Origin of the sequence: Kitasatospora sp. NPDC058243, from assembly GCF_042882025.1 — a bacterium.
In the GTDB taxonomy this organism is placed as follows: domain Bacteria; phylum Actinomycetota; class Actinomycetes; order Streptomycetales; family Streptomycetaceae; genus Kitasatospora.
On the sequence record NZ_JBHVWW010000001.1, the window covers coordinates 340,613 to 359,997 of the forward strand.

General features: G+C 71.7%; 19 protein-coding genes. 15 read left to right on the top strand and 4 right to left on the bottom strand.

Translation table 11 applies throughout. The features are described from left to right. The first annotated feature begins 62 nt into the window (after window positions 1–62). The 3 genes from ACFVX9_RS01420 (at window position 63) to ACFVX9_RS01430 (ending at window position 3,469) form a co-directional block, all read left to right on the top strand. Window positions 63–698 (top strand): TetR/AcrR family transcriptional regulator, encoded by a 636-nt coding sequence (locus tag ACFVX9_RS01420; RefSeq protein ID WP_387979836.1) that lies wholly within the window; start codon window positions 63–65, stop codon window positions 696–698. A gap of 300 nt (window positions 699–998) precedes the next feature. Continuing rightward, window positions 999–1,994 carry a hypothetical protein gene (locus tag ACFVX9_RS01425; RefSeq protein ID WP_387979838.1) on the top strand — a complete coding sequence of 332 codons (996 nt, stop codon included), beginning with the start codon at window positions 999–1,001 and terminating at the stop codon, window positions 1,992–1,994. After that, window positions 1,994–3,469, top strand: a complete 1,476-nt coding sequence (locus ACFVX9_RS01430; RefSeq protein WP_387979840.1) for a cytochrome P450 — start codon at window positions 1,994–1,996, stop codon at window positions 3,467–3,469. Before ACFVX9_RS01425 ends, ACFVX9_RS01430 begins: the two co-directional genes overlap by 1 nt. Here the strand turns inward: ACFVX9_RS01430 and ACFVX9_RS01435 are convergent. Beyond that, window positions 3,430–3,816 carry a hypothetical protein gene (locus ACFVX9_RS01435; protein ID WP_387979842.1) on the bottom strand — a complete coding sequence of 129 codons (387 nt, stop codon included), beginning with the start codon at window positions 3,814–3,816 and terminating at the stop codon, window positions 3,430–3,432. The two genes, ACFVX9_RS01430 and ACFVX9_RS01435, sit on opposite strands and share 40 nt — an antisense overlap. 35 nt (window positions 3,817–3,851) lie before the next feature. Between ACFVX9_RS01435 and ACFVX9_RS01440 the strand changes: the two genes are divergently transcribed. Both ACFVX9_RS01440 and ACFVX9_RS01445 read left to right on the top strand, forming a co-directional pair. Beyond that, entirely contained in the window at window positions 3,852–4,814 is a 963-nt protein-coding gene (locus ACFVX9_RS01440; protein WP_387979844.1) for a DUF2332 family protein, read from the top strand. Window positions 4,815–4,877: 63 nt separating this feature from the next. Beyond that, a complete protein-coding gene (locus ACFVX9_RS01445) occupies window positions 4,878–6,068 on the top strand; it encodes a cytochrome P450 (protein WP_387979846.1) in 1,191 nt (396 codons plus the stop codon). A 172-nt stretch (window positions 6,069–6,240) separates the two neighbouring features. Here ACFVX9_RS01445 and ACFVX9_RS01450 read toward each other — a convergent pair whose 3' ends face one another. After that, on the bottom strand, window positions 6,241–6,666 hold the full coding sequence (locus tag ACFVX9_RS01450) for a hypothetical protein (protein WP_387979848.1): 426 nt from the start codon (window positions 6,664–6,666) through the stop codon (window positions 6,241–6,243). Window positions 6,667–7,137: 471 nt separating this feature from the next. Between ACFVX9_RS01450 and ACFVX9_RS01455 the strand changes: the two genes are divergently transcribed. Both ACFVX9_RS01455 and ACFVX9_RS01460 read left to right on the top strand, forming a co-directional pair. Then, the gene (locus tag ACFVX9_RS01455) at window positions 7,138–7,947 is read left to right on the top strand and encodes a hypothetical protein (RefSeq protein WP_387979850.1); all 810 of its coding nucleotides are present in this window, start codon (window positions 7,138–7,140) and stop codon (window positions 7,945–7,947) included. Window positions 7,948–8,217: 270 nt separating this feature from the next. Next, window positions 8,218–8,889, top strand: coding sequence for a hypothetical protein (locus ACFVX9_RS01460; protein ID WP_380369421.1), 672 nt, complete (start codon window positions 8,218–8,220; stop codon window positions 8,887–8,889). Window positions 8,890–8,969: 80 nt separating this feature from the next. Here ACFVX9_RS01460 and ACFVX9_RS01465 read toward each other — a convergent pair whose 3' ends face one another. Both ACFVX9_RS01465 and ACFVX9_RS01470 read right to left on the bottom strand, forming a co-directional pair. Further along, window positions 8,970–9,296: a nuclear transport factor 2 family protein gene (locus ACFVX9_RS01465; RefSeq protein WP_380369424.1), complete on the bottom strand. Its 327-nt coding sequence runs from the start codon at window positions 9,294–9,296 to the stop codon at window positions 8,970–8,972. Window positions 9,297–9,383: 87 nt separating this feature from the next. Next, complete coding sequence (locus tag ACFVX9_RS01470) at window positions 9,384–10,568, bottom strand: M20 family metallopeptidase (protein ID WP_380369427.1); 1,185 nt, start codon at window positions 10,566–10,568, stop codon at window positions 9,384–9,386. 150 nt (window positions 10,569–10,718) lie between these two features. Between ACFVX9_RS01470 and ACFVX9_RS01475 the strand changes: the two genes are divergently transcribed. The 8 genes from ACFVX9_RS01475 to ACFVX9_RS01510 all read left to right on the top strand — a co-directional run bounded on the left by ACFVX9_RS01475 (window position 10,719) and on the right by ACFVX9_RS01510 (window position 19,323). Next, on the top strand, window positions 10,719–11,825 hold the full coding sequence (locus ACFVX9_RS01475) for an Lrp/AsnC family transcriptional regulator (protein ID WP_380369429.1): 1,107 nt from the start codon (window positions 10,719–10,721) through the stop codon (window positions 11,823–11,825). Between the two features lie 204 nt (window positions 11,826–12,029). Beyond that, window positions 12,030–12,860 (top strand): hypothetical protein, encoded by an 831-nt coding sequence (locus tag ACFVX9_RS01480; RefSeq protein WP_387979853.1) that lies wholly within the window; start codon window positions 12,030–12,032, stop codon window positions 12,858–12,860. Between the two features lie 167 nt (window positions 12,861–13,027). Next, window positions 13,028–13,891, top strand: coding sequence for a PIG-L family deacetylase (locus tag ACFVX9_RS01485; protein ID WP_387979855.1), 864 nt, complete (start codon window positions 13,028–13,030; stop codon window positions 13,889–13,891). A gap of 200 nt (window positions 13,892–14,091) precedes the next feature. Continuing rightward, window positions 14,092–14,394 carry a hypothetical protein gene (locus ACFVX9_RS01490; RefSeq protein WP_380484109.1) on the top strand — a complete coding sequence of 101 codons (303 nt, stop codon included), beginning with the start codon at window positions 14,092–14,094 and terminating at the stop codon, window positions 14,392–14,394. 296 nt (window positions 14,395–14,690) lie between these two features. Next, window positions 14,691–15,569 carry an oxidoreductase gene (locus ACFVX9_RS01495; RefSeq protein ID WP_387979857.1) on the top strand — a complete coding sequence of 293 codons (879 nt, stop codon included), beginning with the start codon at window positions 14,691–14,693 and terminating at the stop codon, window positions 15,567–15,569. 264 nt (window positions 15,570–15,833) lie between these two features. Further along, window positions 15,834–16,661, top strand: a complete 828-nt coding sequence (locus tag ACFVX9_RS01500; RefSeq protein WP_387979859.1) for a lipase family protein — start codon at window positions 15,834–15,836, stop codon at window positions 16,659–16,661. 317 nt (window positions 16,662–16,978) lie between these two features. Beyond that, the gene (locus ACFVX9_RS01505; protein ID WP_387979861.1) at window positions 16,979–18,013 is read left to right on the top strand and encodes an SMI1/KNR4 family protein; all 1,035 of its coding nucleotides are present in this window, start codon (window positions 16,979–16,981) and stop codon (window positions 18,011–18,013) included. 74 nt (window positions 18,014–18,087) lie between these two features. Further along, complete coding sequence (locus ACFVX9_RS01510) at window positions 18,088–19,323, top strand: epoxide hydrolase family protein (RefSeq protein ID WP_387979863.1); 1,236 nt, start codon at window positions 18,088–18,090, stop codon at window positions 19,321–19,323. Window positions 19,324–19,385 lie beyond the last annotated feature (62 nt).

Consider the following 19,385-nt stretch of genomic DNA (forward strand, 5'->3'; position numbering starts at 1 on the left):
CGTAGGCGTGCCGAAAGAGGCGAGTCAAGTGACTCGCCTCGGAGCTAGGGCATACTGCACACATGGCAGCAGAGCTCTCCGCACATCACCGCCGTCTCGCCCAGCAGAAGCGCGAGGCGATCATCTCCGCAGCCACGGACCTCTTCCTGAACCGCGGCTACGACGGAACCTCCCTCGCCCGCATCGCCGAAGGGGCGGCCGTCTCGAAGTCCACCCTGTTCAAGCAGTTCCCCACCAAGGCAGCCCTCTTCGAGGCCATCGTCACCGAGTCCTGGCAGCGTGACGCCGCAGGCGCCGTCGCACGACCTCAGACCGGAGACCTGCGTTCCGGCCTGACCTCCATCGGCCACCGTTACGCCGACCTGATCGGCCGGCCCGGCATGACAGCCCTGTTCCGCATCGTCATCGCCGAGCTGCCCCGCTTCCCCGAACTGGGACGGATGCAGTTCCAACTCGGCAAGCTGCCCTACTTCACCTCGGTCCAGCGCTACCTGGAGTCGGAGCACGAGGCCGGCAACGCCGACGTCCCGGACGCCGAGAGCGCCGCCAACCAGTTCCTCGGGATGATCGCCAACTACGTCCTGTGGCCCCGCATGCTGCTGACCGACTGGAACCCCGCAGCCTCTGACATCCGCTACGCCGTCGAGCAGGCGGTAGAGACCATGCTCGCCCGCTACACCTCCGATCGACCAGCCTGATCCGAAGCTGGAATTCGCACGCCGCCGCCCAGCGCTGCAGGGGCCCGCGGAGCCGTGATCGTGCGGGCCCTCGCTGTCGGCAAACGATGGCGAACTCAAGCGGTCAGCGCATCACCGCTGTTGAGGAGGCGAGACGGCCGGCCGTGCGCCGGGAGGCAACGACGGATGCGCGCGCAGTCCATCCCCCTGCCCCGCGCCGGGCTAGTTTCGGCCTCCCAGGCAGGCCGGGCGACCCCACGCGATCGTCGCGGGGCACGGAGGCCGGCTGCGACCCCACACCAGACGAAGGCCGGCGCAACGATGACCGATCTCCGCGACGGGCAACCACACAGCACCCCGGACGCCTTGTGGTGCCCCTTCCCCTCCCTGGCGAACCCCCACGCCGAACAGGCCGACCGGCAGAGCCTGGACTGGCTGGCGCGCCACCGGCTGCTGGACGGGCGGCTACGGCAGTCCGACCGGATCGGACGCCAGCGCAGCGGCCACCTGGCCGCACGGACCAACCCGGAGGTCTCCGCCGAGATGCTGCGCCTGCTGTCCGACTGGTACGTCTGGCTCTTCGCCTTCGACGACGGGTACTGCGAGGACCGTGAACGCGGCCACCGCCCCGGACCGTTGGCCCGCACGACCGCTCTCCTCGCCCGGGTGGTCGACCCCGAGCCGCCCGGCGACGAGATGCCCGGACCGGCCGGCGCCTACGCGGCGGCCCTGCGGGAGATCCGGGACCGGGTCGCCGCACACGCCTCGCCGTCACAGCTGTTCCGGTGGGAGTGCACGGTCCGCGACTACCTCTCCGCCCAGGTGTGGGAGGCCGCCAACCGCGAGGCGGGCACCGTACCGGGCCCGTCCGAGTACGCCGCCATGCGCAGGCACGCCGGGGCGACGTACACCTGCCTCGCCCTGGTCGACATCGCCGCCGGCTACGAAGTCCCGGCCGCGGAGGCGGACGGGCCTTCGCTGCGCAGGCTCAGGGACCTCACGGCGAACCTGGTGAGCTGGGACAACGACCTGTACTCCCACGCCAAGGAGACCGCGGGCGGCCAGGACCGCCACAACCTGGTCGAGGTCCTCGCCCGCCACCACCACTGCTCTCCGGCCGAAGCCCGACGGTCCGCCGTCGCCATGCGCGACGCCGAGATGCGCGCGTTCATCGAGCTGAGCCGAACCATCCACACGGACGGCAGCGCCGCGGCCTCGGCCTACGCCCGCAGCCTCGGGCTGTGGCTGCGCGGACACATCGACTGGTCCCGCGACACCTCCCGGTTCGACGTGCCGGCCCCCGCGGCGGGGCACTGATGCGCGAGGAGGACACCCCGCCCGGCACCGCGCCGTGCGCGCCGGGCCACCTGCCCCTGCTCGGGCACCTGCTCCCGCTGCTCGCCCACCCCGTGCCCTTCCTCCAGTCGCTCGCCGACCACGGCCCGGTGGTGCGGATCCACCTGTGGCGCAGACCGGTTCACGTCCTCACCGATCCCGAGCTGGTCCACCGGCTGCTCGTTCGGGACGCCGCGAAGACCGAGAAGGGCTTCGTCTTCGACAAGGCCCGCGGCCTGCTGGGCAACGGCCTGTTCACCTCCGAGGGCGCGTTCCACCTCCGCCAGCGACGCCTGGTCCAACCGGCCTTCCACCGCGACAGCATCCACCGGTACGCCGCCCTGACCGCCCGACTGGCAGCGGCGGCGGTGACCCGCTGGGAGCCCGGGCAAGCCGCGCCGATCGAGCCGCGAATGCACCGACTCGCCCGGGACGTCGTGGTCGAGGCACTGTTCGCCACCCGCCTGAGCCACGCCCAGAAGGCCCGGATCGACCGGGCCGTGCCCGTGGTCCTCACCGGATTCGTCCAGCGGGCGCTCTACCCGTCACCGCTGCTGGAAAAGCTGCCCGTACCGGCCAACCGGCGCTTCGACACAGCGGTCCGGGACCTACGCACCGTCGTCGACGAGATCATCGCCCAGGCCGCCGCCCCGCACCAGGGCCCGGACGACACGCTGCTGTCCCTGTTGCTGACCACCCGCGACAAGGAGACCGGCCTCGCCATGGCACCGGCCCAGGTCCGGGACGAAGCGGTCTCGCTGCTCCTGGCCGGCACCGAGACGACCGGCACCACACTCGCCTGGTTCTTCCACGAACTCGCCCGGCACCAGGACCTGCAGAACGAGCTGAGCGAGGAGGTGCGCGCCGTCGCCACCGACGGCGCCGTGTCCCCTGGCGACCTACCACGTCTGGAGCGCACGGGGCACGCGCTCAGCGAGACCCTCCGCCTCCACACCCCCAACTGGATCCTGATGCGCCGGGCAGTGGCACCGCTCCGGTACGGCGGCGTCGTCCTGCCCCCGGGGGCCGAGATCCTCTTCAGCCCGACCGCGCTGCACCGCTCCCCGCGGCTCCACCCCGACCCCTTGCGATTCGATCCCGACCGCTGGCGCCGTCCTGCGGGCCACGCCCCACCCAGACTGTTCATCCCCTTCGGCGCAGGCCACCACAAGTGCGTCGGCGAGTCCTTCGCCTGGGCCGAGATGCTCGTCGTCGCCGCAGCCGTCCTCGCCCGCCTGCGACTCAGGCCCGCCACCGCCACTCCCCTCCGGGAGAGCGCCACCGCCGCCACCATCCGCCCGCGCGGCCCGCTGCTCATCGCGATGAGCAGCGGGCCGCGCGGCACGGGAGCACGAGAACGTCGCCGGGAGGGCATCGAGCCGGGGTGCATCAGCGAAGCACCGATACTGACAGATCGTCAGTTCCGCTTCTCTCCTAGGACATTTCCCGTGCACTGACGCGGACCTTCGGCGAACTCTTCGGCGTCCTGCGACAGCTCGGCAACGACGGAGCTCCCAGCGCGGCGCAGGAGTTCGAGGATCTGGCCAACGGCACTCGCACCCTCCTGCTGGCCCACGCACTCGCAGTCGCCGCCCCCGCGCACCGGGAGCACCTGCTGGACCTGCGGGCCCGGGCCGGCACCGATCCGGGCGCCCGCGGGGAGCTGCGGGCCGCGCTGCGGGATCCGTCCGTCCTCGACGGCTACGAACGCCGGGTCGAGTCGCTGCGGCAGCACTGCTGCGCGGTGCTCGACCGACTCGCTCCGGACGGCCCGTGCCGGGAGCTGCTGCACGGTCTGGTCCACACCTCCGCCCGAACAGTGCCGAACGGAGTGTCCCCGTGCGCGAGTTGATCGACCGACCGGAGCTGCTGCGGTCGATGGCCGCACGGTCCGCCGGGGCCGCTCCCTTCGCATCGGGGCTGCTCGCCAGGCTCGCCGACGACGTCGAGCACGGCGGGCCGGTGACCCGCCTGATCGGACGGCACCCACAGGCCGGCGCGCCCCTGTTCACCATCCGCGCCATGGCCGGGGTCCAGGGCCTGCTGACCGCCGGGCGGCTTCCCCGGCTGACCGCGCACCTGGCCGAGTCGAGTGCGGCGGACGGAATCGAACCGCGCGGCACCGACCGGTCGTGGGACCTCTTCGTCACGGCGATCGCCAACCACCCCGCCGAGATCGCCACCGCGCTCGACAACCCGGTGCAGCAGCACGAGCCCGTCCGGGCCGCGACACTGCTGCACGGGCTCGCACTGGTGCGGGCCCCGCGGATCCGACTGCTCGAACTCGGCGCCTGCGCCGGACTCAACCTGCTGATCGACCGCTACCGGTGGTTCGGGCCCGGCTGGGAGTGGGGCGACCCCGCCTCAACGGTCCGGCTGCCCGCCCACGGTCCGAACCCCGGAAGCATCCGGATCGTGGCGCGCGCGGGCTGCGACCTGCGTCCCCGCGACCCCGCCGATCCGGCCGACGTGCAGACCGTACGGAGCTACCTGCCCTTCGAGCACACCTTCCTGCGAGCCGCCCTCGACGACGCGCTCGACCTCGCCGCCCGCACCCCGGTCCGGGTGGAACAGGCGGATGCGGTCGGGTGGCTGCGGCGCGAGCTGGCGACGCCGGCCGATCCGTCGGTGCGCACGGTGGTCTGGCACAGCCTGTTCTGGGGGTTCCTCGAACCAGGCCAACAGGACGCCCTGGAAGGGATCATGACCGATGCCGCCGCCACCGCGCCGCTCACCCGCATCGCCTTCGAACCCCACGACTGGACGATGCCGCCACGGCTCCAGCTGATCCAGTACTCCTGAGCCCAGGGCGTTCACGGCACTCGCTCGACCCAGAAACCCGATCCCTACGTGAGGAATCCCGGCATGCTGCCCGGCGAGGCATTCCAGTACCTGGCGTCACCCACCGGCCGCCAGAACCCCTATCCCGCGTACGCCGCCCTCCGGTCCCACGGGCCAGTGGTGCGCCTGCGACCGGGGTTCTACGCGGCGACCGGGTACGACGCCGTCAACGCACTGCTGCGGGACCCGCGACTGGAAGTCCGGGGCTGGCCGGACGGTGCCGCCGCACGCCTGATCGCGGACTCCATGATGAAGGCCAACGGGTCCGACCACGCCCGCGTCCGACGGCTCGCCGCAGACGCCTTCTCACCCCGCGGGACCGACCGACTGGAGGAAGTCGTCACCGCACGGGCGACCGCCCTCGCCGACCACCTGGCCCGGATCGGCCGCGACGGCGAGGCCGTGGACCTCATGGCCGAGTTCGCCTACCCGCTGACGATCCGGATCATCGGCACACTGCTCGGTGTCCCGGACGGCGAACACCAGTGGTTGCGCGAGCGCGCCCAGGAGACGACCGCCGTCCTGGAGCCGTTGCATCCCGCCGGCCCTGCCACCGCGGCCGACCGCGCGGCCCTCGAACTGGAAGCGTACGTCACCGAGCTGACCCGGCTCCGACGTGCCGAACCCGGCGAGGACCTGATCACCGCACTGGTACTGGCGCACGACCGCGACGGCAGCGAACTGTCCACCCGCGAACTCGTCGTGAACCTGGTGTTCCTGCTGCTGGCGGGATTCGAGACCTCCGCCAACCTCCTCGGCAACGGCCTGGGAGCCCTCCTGGACCACCCCGACCTCGCCGCGCGGCTGCGCACGGACCCGGGCCTGACCGACCGGTACGTCGAAGAGGTGTCACGCTTCGACGCGCCCCTGCAACTCACCAGCCGGTGGGCACCCGAGCCGATCGAGATCGACGGCATCGGCAGCATCGAGAAGGGCAGCCACATCCTGCTGCTCCTCGGGGCGGGAAACCACGATCCGGCGCACTTCACCGCCCCGGACCGGTTCGACCCGTTCCGGGACGCCCAGCCGTCGCTCTCCTTCGGCGCCGGCGCACACTACCGCCTCGGCTCGGCGCTGGCCCGTACGGAGGCGCGACTGGCACTCCCGTTGCTGCTGGAGCACCTGCCCGCCATGCGGCGCGCCGGCCCGGCAGTGCGCCGCGACCGCCTCACCTTCCGGGGCTACGCCAACCTCCCCGTTTCCTTCCGGAACTGACCGGCCGCCCGCCAACCCGTGCTGTTCGCCTGTGTCCAGACCGATTCCCCATGCGGCGGCCGCACTTCGCCTCGGCCGCTTCCGCGCCGGGGCAGGGCAGTTGGGCGGTCTTGGTCCAGGTGCGGCCCAGGTGTCGCCCGGCCGCCGGCCGTCAGCGGCCGCGCCGCCGGTCTCAGCGGACCTCCACCGTCACCGGATCCGAGGTCCTCTCGCGAACAGGGTGGCGGTCGTCCAGGCCGGTCAGGCCGAACAGCGCCGCGCGGTACTCCAGGGCGCCGCTGTGTGCGGCCTTGACGTGCGCGACGGCCTCCGCCTCGGTGCCCGTCTCGACCACGGTGCCGCAGGTCATCCGCTCCCACGTCGAACCGCTGCTGCGGCCCTCCAGGCACACCTGGAGGTAGGCGGCACCGTCGTCGTCCCCGTGCCCCGTGACCGTGAAGGTCGTGCCGACCCGCGCCGTGTGCGGAGCCGTGATCTCCACGTCGCCCTTGGCGAACGCCGGTCCGGCGGCCAGGGCCACCGAGGCCAGGCCCAGCGCACCGATCACGGCGGCCCGGCCGCCCCGCGTCGTCGTCCCGGTCCTCTTCGTCCTGCTCATGAACAACCTCCTTTGGAACTCCCCACATGGGGGACCGCGCCTTGCACAGGCGCCCGGGTGTGCCCCACCGATTGTCGGGGCCAGCCGCCGCCCCGGCCGGGTTACGACGCGGCCTGACGTGGTCGGGACGCGACAGTGGAGGCGGATCGTCGGACGGGTCGCGTCCGGGGTGGGCAGCGGCCCGGCCCTCGCGGGAACCGGGGACGATCAACTCCCGTGTGAATCCGCCCTGTTCCGCGCGGGTCGAGCCGACCTCGCGCCGTTCCGGCGTGGCCCCGGGTCTGCCCTTTCGGCCCTCGCCCCGCCACCCCGCCGCCCGTAGACTCGGCGGGGGGCGGCCGGAAGGGTGGGGAGGGCGTGCGCGAGACACGGAGAGCCGCGGAGCGGCAGACGACGGCGCCGGCCGCCGCCGGGCACGGGGCACGCCTCACGGGCCTGGCCGCGCTTCAGCGGCAGGTGGGGAACGCCGCGGTGACACGCCAGGTGCAGCGCCAGAAGGGCGGCCTGGACGAGCACTACGCCACGAGGCCCGCCGAGCACCCCGAGTGGGGGCCGTACCAGGAGCTGACGAAGGCCGCGGGCATTCCGCAGCCCCAGGCCGACGCCGCCTGGCAGCTGCTGCTCGGCGGGGTCGACTCGCAGGGCGTGCTGAACGACGAGGCCGTGGCGAAGACGAAGGACCGCCAGGAGCAGCGCGAGCTGCGGGCTTCTAACTCCTGGTACCAGGAGTTCGTCAAGCTCATCGCCGAGCACCTGGAGATCGAGACGCCCACCATGGCCCTGTGGGCGGGCGGCATCGAGACCAGCGACTACGCGTACCGGAAGGGCCACACGCCGCTGGGGCGGACCCGGATCGGCGGCGTGCTCAACGTCCTGGAGCTGCACCCGGACTGGAAGCTGACGGGGCCGATGTGGAGCGTCCTGTCCAAGGCCTTCGTGTCCCGCGCGACCGGCCCCGTGCACATCTTCGTACGGGCCTACGCTCCGGAGAGCATCCTGATCAGGCTGGAAGTCCCGGAACTACGGCTGGTCCAGCGGCTGAACCCGGACGTGAAACTGATCTGGCACCCCGTGTACACCGCTCCCGGCGGGCAGATGAGGGAGATCTCGAAGGACTGCCGACTCGTCGACAACGCGGAGTACGACGGGCGGGACACGTGCGTGAGCGCCCTCGTCCAGTACCTCAGGATGTTCCACGACGACAGCAACACCGAGGCCGCCCCCGCCCACAGGAGCATGGAGCAACTGCTCGTCGCGAACGGCCACAAGGACGGCGTCTGAGGCGGCGGCCCGCGGCGGCTCGTACGCGGACCTGGTAGGTGTGGCCGTCGTAGGGCTGGCCGGTGAACTGCCAGGAGAGGTCGAACCGGTGGGCCGGGGCGAGGAAATGGCACGGGCCCTGCGCGGGTGAGCCGTCAACTGTCCGGCGGACAAGGCCCATCGGTTTCTGGGACAGGATCGGGATACTTCCCGCACCTGCCTGTGAACGACCCTCGCCTACGGTGATCACACCCGGTGAACCTCACCGGTCGAACGACATCGGGAGACCTCATGCGCACGCGCCGCCTCGCCCTCACCGCCGCCGCCGTCGCGGCGCTCGCCGCCACCGCGACGGCCTGCGGGCCGGACAACAGCGACACGGGCTCCACCGCCGCCAGCCCCGCGGCCACCGCCGCCGCGACCACCGGGGCCGCGACCGCACCCACCGGGGCTTCGCCGACGAAGGCCGCCGCCGCGCCCACGGCGCCCTCCACACCGAAGTCGTCCTCCACGCCGAAGTCGCCCGACGCGGCCTCCGCCCCTGCCGCCGACAAGACCGGCTACGGTCAGGCCTGCGGCGCCAACGACCTCGCACTCAGCGCGAAGTCCGAATCCCAGGCCGGCGGCTACCTCCTGATCACGGCCAAGGCCAAGCCGGGCATCACCTGCACGCTCCCCGCGACCCACCCCACCATCGCGTTCGGCTCGCGCGGCATCGAGGCCGCCAACGCCGAGCAGGCCACCGGTGAACCGATCACCCTGAGTGGCGCCAAGGTCGCGTACGCGGGCATCATGACGAAGACCACCAACACCAACCAGGCAATCCAGTTCACCGACGTCATCGTGGGCATCGGCAACGCCGACCCCAACCCGGCCAGCATCGCCGTCGGCACCACGCCGGTCGACAAGCCGATCGTCACCAACTGGCACACCGTTGCGAAGGACGCCGTCCCCGGTCTCTGACGGCCGTTCACCGGAGGGGCGCGGGCCGGCCGTACGACGGCGGCGACGGCCGCCGTACGGGCCTGCGCTGTTGCGCTGGTTCAGCTCAGGAAGTCGACGCGGTCGATGAGGCCTTCGCGCACCCGGTAGGCCACCAGGACGCGGACCGGCTCGTCGGCCAGGCCGTGGGCGACTTCGTGGTCGACCACCCAGTCGCCTTCGCTGAGCCGCCCCACGATCTCCGCCCGGCAGCGGCCCTTGGCGAACTGTCCGGCGTACCTGTCGCGCAGAGCCTGCCGGCCATGGAGTCGGGTGCCGTCGGCCCGGTGGATCGTGATGTCCTCGGCGTAGGTGGCGACGAAGGCGTCGATGTCGTGGCTGTTGTAGGCGGCGAGCTGCTGCTCGACCACGTCGCGCGGTTCGGTCATGTGGTTGATCGTTTCTTCCTCGGTGTACGGGTTACGGGTTACGGGTTGCGGGTTCAGCAGGGTTGCGTGCTACGGGTTCGGCCGGGCTCAGGCCGCGAGACGGCGGGTGGCGAGTTCGGCGTAGAGCGCGGCCCCGTCGGGGAGCACCGCGTCGTCGAACTCCGCGTAGGGCGAGTGGTTGACCGGCAGGTCGTCGGGGTCGGTCCCCTTCGGGGCGGCGCCGAGCCACACGAGCGATCCCGGCACGGCGTCCAGGACCCGGGAGAAGTCCTCCGACCCGGTCATCGGGTTCGGCATCGGCTGGAAGCGCTCCTCGCCGAAGACCTCCCGGACGGTGTCCGCCAGGAAGTCGGTCTCGGCCCCGTCGGTCACGGTCACCGGGTACTGGGGAAGGAACTCGACCTCGGCCCGCAGGCCGTGGGCGGCCGCGATGGCCCTGACCAGCTCCACCGTGGTGTCGGCGACCTTGGACTGCGCCGCGGCGGAGAAGGTGCGCACGGTCGCCTCGAAGTAGGCGGTCTCGGGGATGATGTTGCGCTGGGTGCCGGCCTGGATCAGCCCGACGGTGACCACCACCGGATCGAACACGTCGAAGCGGCGGGTCACCATGGTCTGCAGGGCGGTGACCATCTCGCAGGCCGCCGGGATGGGGTCCTTGGCCCGGTGCGGCACCGAACCGTGGCCGCCCGCACCGTGGACGGTGACGTTCAGCGCAGCGGAAGCGGCCATGATCGGCCCGCGCCGGGAGCCGAACTCCCCGTGCCGCATGGCCGACGACACGTGCAGGGCGTAGGCGGCGACCGGGCGCCTTCCTGCCGCGTCGAGCACGCCCTCGGCCAGCATGGCCCCGGCCCCGTCCCACCCCTCCTCGCCCGGCTGGAACATGAAGACCACGTCGCCGTGGAGCTGTTCCCGCCGTGCGGCCAGCAGGTGTGCGGCACCCGCGAGCATGGTGGTGTGCAGATCGTGTCCGCAGGCGTGCATGGCCCCGTTGTCGGCGGCGAACGGCAGCGGGGCCTTCTCGGCGACCGGCAGGCCGTCCATGTCCCCGCGCAGCAGCACCGCCGGCCCCGGTCGGCCGCCGCGCAGCACCGCGGTGACCGAACTCAGCGCCGAGCCCTGGCTCACCTCCAGCGGCAGGCCGTCCAGGGCCCGCAGCACCCGCTCCTGGGTGCGCGGCAGGGCCAGGCCCAACTCGGGGAACCGGTGCAGGTCGTGGCGCAGCCGGACCAGGTCCGGGGCCAGAGCGAGAGCGTCGTCGTGCAGGGACACGGGCACCTCCGTCGATCCCGCGCGTGGCGGGAACTTGTGCAGAGCGATCTTGTTCCGTGATTCTGGATCTCGCGGCGGGATTTGCCCGCGATTTCGCAGGATCACGCCACCAGGAGGCCCTTCGATGCACGAATCCACCGGCAGCCGACGGTGACCGGCTCCGAGATGCCCGACACCGCGACGACCGGCACCGAGGTGACCGGCACCGCGACGACCGGCGCCGAGGTGACGGTGGACGAGCTGGACCTCGCCCTGGTGAACGCGCTGCAGTTGCGGCCCCGCGCACCCTGGTCGCTGCTCGGCCAGACCCTCGGGATCAGCCCGGTCACCGCCGCCCGCCGCTGGCGCCGACTCTCGCAGGCCGGGATCGCCTGGGTGACCGCCTACGGTCTGCCGCACCCCGAGGACCGCGGGTGCGTCGCCTACCTCGACCTCGACTGCGCTCCCGGCCGGCTCCGGCAGATCGCCGACGAACTGGCCGAGGACCCGCACGTGATGAGCATCGAACACGTCGCCCAGGGCTGCGACCTCGTCGTCACCGTGGCCTTCACCGACCTGGCGACGGTCTCCCGGTACACCGCCGAACGGCTCGGCCCACTCCCCGGGGTCAACGCCGTCCGCGTCCACCTGGCGACCGGCTTCTACGCCGAGGGGATCCGCTGGCGACTGGACTCGCTGGACCAGGCCCAGCGCGTGGAACTGCACGACGATCACCTGGCGGGCTACGGGACGCCGTCCGGCGTACGAGCCGAAGTCCGGGAAGAAGACCGGGAGTTGCTCATCAGACTGGGTGTCGACGGCCGCCTCGGCCAAGCCGAGCTGGCCGCTGCCACCGGGCTCAGCCCGTCCACGCTGCGCCGGCGCCTCGACCGGCTGGCCGCCTCCGACGCGATCCGCTTCCGCTGCGAGATCGCCGCCCGCGACGCCGGCCGGCCGGTCCTGGCGACCTTCCGGGCCGACCTCCCCCCGGAGCGGCTCGACGAGGTCGGCCCCCAGCTCGCCAGACTCCCCGAGGTCCGGCTGTGCGTGTCCGTCACCGGCCCGCACAACCTCCTGCTCTCCGTCTGGCAGCGCTCCCTCGCCGACGTCCAGCGGCTGGAAACCGCTCTCGCCCGCAGGTTCCCCGACCTGCGGGTGGCCGAGCGCCGCGTGTCGCTGCGCACCGTGAAGCGGATGGGCCGGATCCTCGACGGGGACGGACGCGCGGTCCGCGCCGTTCCGCTGGACATCTGGCGGGATCCGATCCCGCTCTCCTGACGGCCGTTCAGGTCGGTCCCTGCTGCAGCGCGCCGTCACCAGGAGCTGCGGGCCGCCTCGCGCAGGCCCGGCGGCCCGCCCGTGTGTTCCGGCCATTTCCGGGCGTAGGCGCCCGTACCGGCCGCCCCGGTGGGCAGGATGGCCGACGGCCCGCGCCACTGCCCGGCCGGGCCCCGCAGACCGATCGGAAGGCAGGGACCAGCCATGCCCAAGAGCGCACGGCGATGCACGGCGGCGGCGACCGTCTGCGCCGCACTCATCGGCGCAGTCGGCCTCCTCGCGCCATCCGCCCAGGCCCAGGCCCCGACCTCCGTACAGGCACCGGCGACCGTGTCGTCGACGGCGGACCGGCCCCGGGACACCACCACGCCCCCGGGCACCGAGGGGCAGTCCACCACGGTCACCCGTCCCGACGGCACCCAGGCGCGGTTCGCGGTCTTCTCGACCGCCGACGGCACCGGCGGGACCATCTGGTACCAGACGCAGTCGTCCTCCGGTGGCCCGTTCGGCGCCTGGAGCCAGGTCAACGGCATGAGCCTCAGCTACCGGAACCAGGTGCTCACCGCCGCCGCGGACGCCGACGGCGCCCTGGAGGTGTTCACCATCGGGTACCAGTCGTCGGTCCTGGTACGGATGCACCAGGCGGGCCCGGACGGGCCGTGGTCGGCGCCCGAGCCCTTCGGCCCCGCCGGGGGGCTGGTGCCGAGGTTCTTCGGGGTGCCGGTGGCCTTCCAGCGGGCGGACGGCGCGCTGGCCTTCTTCGAGGTCTACCAGGGTTCGAGCAGCCCGCAGTTGTACGTCAACGAGCAGAGCACCCCCGGCATCTGGGGCTCCTGGACCAACCTGGGCACCGGTCCGCTGTCGGAGGCGGTGGCCACCCCCTCCTCCGTCACCGAGGCGGCCGACGGGAGGCTGACGGTGCTCGCGCACATGTGGAACGGCCCCTCATTGTCCGCCGAGATCTCCGAGCAGGCCCCGGGCGGTGCCTGGGGCCCCTGGCACGACTGCCGCAACGGCGGCTGCGCCGGGGGCTGACCGCCGGCGGCCACGCCCGGAAGCCCCGCGTGGCGGCCGGGAGGCCGAGCACACCGCCCCCCACCGGGATGCCCGGCGGCCTCGACCACCCCCGGGCCCGAGCCGCCCGAGGCGCTGGCGCAGACTGGGAGACGAACACCCGACCGACCGACCGGAGGACGACACCCATGGCCGACCGGCCCCTGACGCTGATGGCAGTCCACGCCCACCCCGACGACGAGGCCACCTCGACCGGCGGCGTCCTCGCCCGCTACGCCGCCGAGGGCATCCGTACCGTCCTCGTCACCTGTACCGACGGCGCCTGCGGCGACGGCCCCGGCGGCGCCAAGCCGGGCGAGGAGGGCCACGACCCCGCCGCCATCGCCGAACTGCGCCGCCAGGAACTCGAAGCCAGCTGCCGGATCCTCGGGGTCGACCACCTCGAACTGCTCGGCTACGGCGACTCCGGGATGATGGGCTGGCCCGCCAACGACGCCCCTGGATCGTTCTGGAGCACCCCCGTCGCCGACGGCGCCGCCCGGCTCGCCGACCTGATGCTCCGCTACCGGCCCGACGTCGTCGTGACCTACGACGAGAACGGCTTCTACGGCCACCCCGACCACATCCAGGCCAACCGCATCACCATGGCCGCCCTCACCCAGGCCGCCCTGACGCCCAAGGTGTACTGGACGACGGCGCCGCACTCGATGATGCAGCGCTTCGGCGAGCTCATGCGCGAGTTCGGCACCGACGGGGACAACGCGGCTGACAGCGCTGACGGGGACAACCCGGAGCCCACCGGGGAGGCCGTGGAGCTGCCCCCGATCGGGCTGCCCGACGAGGAGATCACCACCTGGGTGGACGCCACCGCCTTCGGCGGGCAGAAGTACGACGCGCTGCTCGCGCACGCCAGCCAGGGCGAGAACATCTTCTTCCTGAAGATGGGCCGGGAGCGGTTCACCGAACTGATGGGCGTGGAGACGTTCGTCCGGGTCCTCGACACCACCGGCGCGGCGCTGCCCGAGAAGGACCTGTTCACCGGCCTGCGCTGAGCCGCAGAGCAGGCCCGGGGCCTCGGACTGAACGATGCAGGCCACGCCCGGAAGGGCGTGGCCTGCATCGCTCCCGCTTGGGGGCAGTTGGCGAGGAGTGAGCCTGGGGGCCGATGGCCGCAGCTTCCGTCGTCGTCGCTCAAGGGTCGGACGTCATGGGCCCGGACCCGACACGGCCCCTGATCGACAAAGATGAGCGCATGGACAGCGAACCTCTACAGATCCCGCTCGATCAGCTCCGACGCGCCTTCGAACTGGCACTGCACCACATCGAAGCCTCAGCCGGCAGCACAGTGGCCGTCGAACGTGACTACTTCTGGTCCGTCCCCGGCGACGAACTCTACGACGTCCCCAACGAACCGAAGACGATCACCATCGGGCAGCTCTCCGAGTCCTGGCACCACCTTGAACACCTACTCGCCGACCCGGACCGGATCGTGGGCTACCACCTGGTCTGGCTCGCCGACGTCCTCCGCGCGATCGGACAGGACACCGTCGGATAGCCATCGCCCCAGCCAGCGAAGCGGTGCCGGCACCGGCACCGTGATCTCTGAAGGTTGTCGAAGTCGATGGCGCCGAGCATCAACGGGGTGTAGTAGGCCAGGCATGGCGTGTCCACCCCTGCGGGGCTGTACTCGGCGAGGATGCCGATCAGCCGGGGTGTCCCTGCCACGCCCAGGAACACCGGGGTGCCGCCCCGCCCCATCCCCACTCCCCCAGAGTTAGGAGTCACGCCGGGCTGTCCACGAGCATCCGATTCGTCGGCCCCGGCCTCAGCGAAGCCGACGAAAGGCACGACGTGACCACCAGCGCTCCCGGCGGCACCCTCACCCTGGCCCCCGACCTCACCCTCAGCCGGATGGGCTACGGCGCCATGCAGTTGGCCGGCCCCGGCGTCTTCGGTCCCCCCAGGGACCGCGACCAGGCCCTGGCGGTCCTGCGCGAAGCCGTCGAGCTGGGCATCACCCACATCGACACCAGCGACTACTACGGGCCGTTCGTCGTCAACGAACTCATCAAGGAAGCCCTGCACCCCTACCCGGCCGGACTGCACATCGTCACCAAGGTCGGCGCCCGCCGCGACGAGACCGGCGACTGGATCCCCTCGCAGGAGCCCGCGGACCTCAAGGCCCAGGTCCACGACAACCTCCGGCACCTCGGCCTGGAGGCCCTGGACGTCGTCAACCTGCGCCTGGACTCGGTGGAAAACATCTCCGATGCGCCCATCGCCGAGCAGTTCGGCGCCTTGGCCGACCTGCGCCGTCAGGGGCTGATCCGCCACCTGGGCATCAGCGGCGTCTCCGACGCCCAGCTCACCGAGGCGCAGGCCATCGCCCCGGTCGTCACCGTCCAGAACCTCTACAACCTGGCCAACCGGCAGGACGACTCACTCGTGGACCGCTGCGCGGACCAGAACATCGCCTTCGCCTCGTTCTTCCCCTTGGGCGGCTTCAGCCCGTTCCAGTCCCAGGTGCTCAACGATGTCGCCGCCCGTCTCGACGCCTCCCCGCAACAGGTCGCACTGGCCTGGCTGTTGCAGCGCTCGGCAACCACCGTCCTGATCCCCGGCACCTCCTCCATCGCCCACCTGCGCGAGAACACCGCCGCGGCCGACCTCGTCCTGCCCGCCGACGCCGTCGCCGAACTCGACACCATCGGCTCCGCGAGATCGCGGTAGTCCTCAACGCGGCTGGCAGCGCTGCCACTTCGACTTCGCCGACGCCACGCCGATCATCGGGGACCACGGCCGTCGAGCCCATGGGCGGTGTTGCGAACGCCGCGGATCCCGCGTCCTGCGGCGGTTCCCGCACAGCCCGCCGGGATCCGGGTTCCGCCGCGGTTGCGCCCGTACGGGTGGCCTTCAGCGCTTCCGGCTCCCCTCCGTTCGCGTACGGCACTAGGTTGCTGGGCGACCCGCTGGCCCGCTTCCCGGAGGACACCGATGGCCATCCCCGCCCTGGACCACTCGACGACCCGCTATTCCCTCCCCCACGCCTACTGGATGGCGCAGGCCGCCGGACTGGCCGTGCTGGACCGGGCCGGCATCGAGGACAAGGCCCACGCCTGGGGCTTCGACGAGGTGCGGCACTTCGAGTCGACGCACCAGATGCCGTTCCCGATCGAGGACACCCAGGCCTACACCATGGCCAGCGACCGCATGATCGTCACCGGCTTCCGGGGCACCGAGGTCCTGAAGATCTACGACTGGCTCACCGACGTCAGCACCCCGCCCGTTCCCGGACCGGCGAACAAGGGCTTCGTCCACTACGGCTTCCACCAGGCCCTGCGGTCCGTCTACCCCGAGATCCGCGACACCATCCGGGGACTGCGCACCAACGGGCAGAGCGTCTGGTTCACCGGCCACAGCCTCGGCGGCGCCCTCGCCATGCTGGCCGGCGCCTGCTGGTACTTCGAGGAGCCTCGCCAACTCCCCGACGGCGTCTACACCTTCGGCCAGCCCCGCACCTGTGAACGCCTTCTCGCCGCCGCCCACAACACGGCTTTCAGGGACCGCTGCTACCGCTTCGTCAACAACAACGACATCGTCCCCCAGCTCCCGCCCGAGCCGGCCTTCACCCACGTCAACGCACTCCGCTACTTCGACGCCGACGGGAAGCTCCACGAGACCATGCCGCTCATCGCCGGGCTGAAGGACCGGGCGAAGGGCTACCGCCAGGACATGTTCGCCCCCGAGACCGACGGCATCAAGGACCACCACCTGCGCAACTACCTCGCCGCGCTCGAGAAGAACCTCGCCACAGCCGCCTGATCACAGGACACCCCGGGCCGACCCCACAGGGCCGGGCCCGACCCGGCGTCCGCTCCACAGCCCGACGGGAGGCTGCGGCGGACGGCGAGGAGTCCGGGCTTCGCGGGCGAAGCGGCCGTGACCGGCACGGGGTCTGCACGGTGTCCTGCTTCGCCCGGAGCCGGGTTGATGTCTCGTTGGGCCGACCACCTCGCCGCCCATCAGTACGGCTCAGTACGGCGATGCGTCAGCGCCGCCTGACTCTGCCCTTCTCCGAAGCCGCCGTCGGCCGGGCATCGAACGTACAATCGCCGGACGAGTAGGTGCGGGAGGGCGCAGTGGGACACTTCGAGGGCTTCGACGTCACCGGGTTCTGGGACGACTCGGCGTACGCGCTGGAGCAGTACGTGGAGGAGGCCCCGCCCTCGCCGGAGTTGGTCGCGTCGTTGGAGGAGGAGCTCAGCGGATACCGTCTGCCCGACTCCTACGTCGCGCTGATGACCGTGCACAACGGCGGCACCCCGGCCCGGACCTGCTTCCCCATGCCCGAAGCGACGTCCTGGGCCGACGACTACATCGAGATCACCGGAATCCGGGGCGTCGGGCGGACCCGTCCGCGATCGCTCGGCGGCGAGTTCGGCAGCCGGTTCTGGATCGACAGGTGGGAGTACCCCGACATCGGTGTCTACTTCGCCGACACCCCCTCGGCCGGCCACGACATGCTCGCCCTCGACTACCGCGCGTGCGGCAGGCACGGCGAGCCGACCGTGGTGCACGTCAGCCAGGAGGCCGACTTCGCGATCACCTTGGTCGCGGAGAACTTCGAGGCGTTCGTCACGGGCCTGGTCGACGAGTCCGTCTACGACACCTCGGAGCAGGACCGGCTCGCCGACCTGGCCGCGGTGCGCGACGGCAGCTTCTCCCCCGTCCTGCTGCGCGCCTTCCGCGAGGTCGCGGACGTTCTGCCCGACGCGGACCGGCGGATGCGGGCGCTCGCCGAGGCCCTCGTGCACGACAAGGGGTTCTTCGCCCTGCACGCCGACGCGCGCTCCACGCTCATGTACGACTACCTGTTCTGGCTGTTCAGCAGCTTCAACCGGGTCGACTCCTTCGAGCGGTACCTCAGGACGCCTCCACAGGACGAGCCTTCCTACGCGCTGCCGGACTACGAGCTCATGATCGCCTTCGGCCTCGAGTCCGAGCAGTACGGCTTCCGCACCGGCGGATACGCCCCCGGCTTCCTCGAGGACTGGTGGAACTCCCGTATCGCCTCGGGTCAGATCGTCGAGACTGCCGACGGCTATCGGTTGACCGACGCCACCATCACCACGCTGCTCGACGGACTCGCCACCGTGGCCGGGCAGGGCGGGTAGCCGTATCCGCCGGACTGCTTGATGCCCGACACGCCGGCGGCACCGTTTCCTCCGCCTCGGAAAGGGACCACGCCATGACCGCCCCGCATGCCTTCCCCCTGCAGCCCACCCCGATCCATGTGCCCGACGAGGTCCTCGACGACCTGCGCACCCGTCTCACACTGACCCGTGCCCCGCTGGACGAGGGGAACGAGGACTGGTCCTACGGCGTCCCGGACAGCTACCTCCGTGAACTGGTCGCCTACTGGCAGGACGGGTACGACTGGCGCAAGGCCGAGGCCGCCATCAACGCCCACGAGCACTACCAGGTGAGCGTCGGCGGCGTCCCGGTGCACTTCCTGCGCAAACCCGGCCGCGGCCCCCGCCCGATCCCGTTGATCCTCACCCACGGCTGGCCGTGGACATTCTGGCACTGGTCGAAGGTGATCGACCCGCTCGCCGACCCGGCCGCGTTCGGCGGCGACCCCGCCGACGCGTTCGACGTCATCGTGCCGTCCCTGCCCGGCTTCGGCTTCCCCGGCCCGCTCACCGGCTTTCCGGACGTCAACTTCTGGAAGGTCTCCGACCTCTGGCACACCCTGATGACCGAGACCCTGGGATACGGGAAGTACGCCGCCGGGGGCTGCGACATCGGCGGGATCGTCTCCAGCCAGCTCGGCCACAAGTACGCCGACGAGCTGTACGGCATCCACATCGGCTCCGGGCTGCCGCTCGACTTCTTCACCGGACCCCGCGCCTGGGACTTCGCCCGGAACCGGCCCCTCACCGACGACCAGCCCGCCGACGTCCGCGCCCGCACCATCGAGCTGGACCAGCGCTCGGCGTCCCACCTCGCCGTGCACACGCTCGACGGCGCCACCCTCGCCCACGGGCTGAGCGACTCGCCCGCCGGACTGCTCGCCTGGCTACTGGAGCGCTGGAACGCCTGGAGCGACAACGGCGGAGACGTCGAATCCGTCTTCACCAAGGACGACCTGCTCACCCACGCCACGATCTACTGGGTGAACAACTCCATCGCCACGTCGATGCGTTACTACGCCAACGCCAACCGCTACCCCTGGACCCCCGCCCACGACCGCACCCCGGTCGTACAGGCCCCGGTCGGCCTCACCCTCGTCACGTACGAGAACCCGCCCGGCATCCACACCGCCGACGAACGCGTCCGGGCGTTCAGGACCGGCCCGCAGGCCGACTGGTTCAACCACGTCAACGTCAACGCCCACGACCACGGCGGCCACTTCATCCCCTGGGAGAACCCCGACGCCTGGGTGGGCGACCTGCGCCGCACCTTCCACGACCGCAGGCCCTGAACAGCCCTGCGGGCTCGCCCGGCGACGGGCCGGGCGAGCGTTGCCCCGCGCGTTGCCCCGCG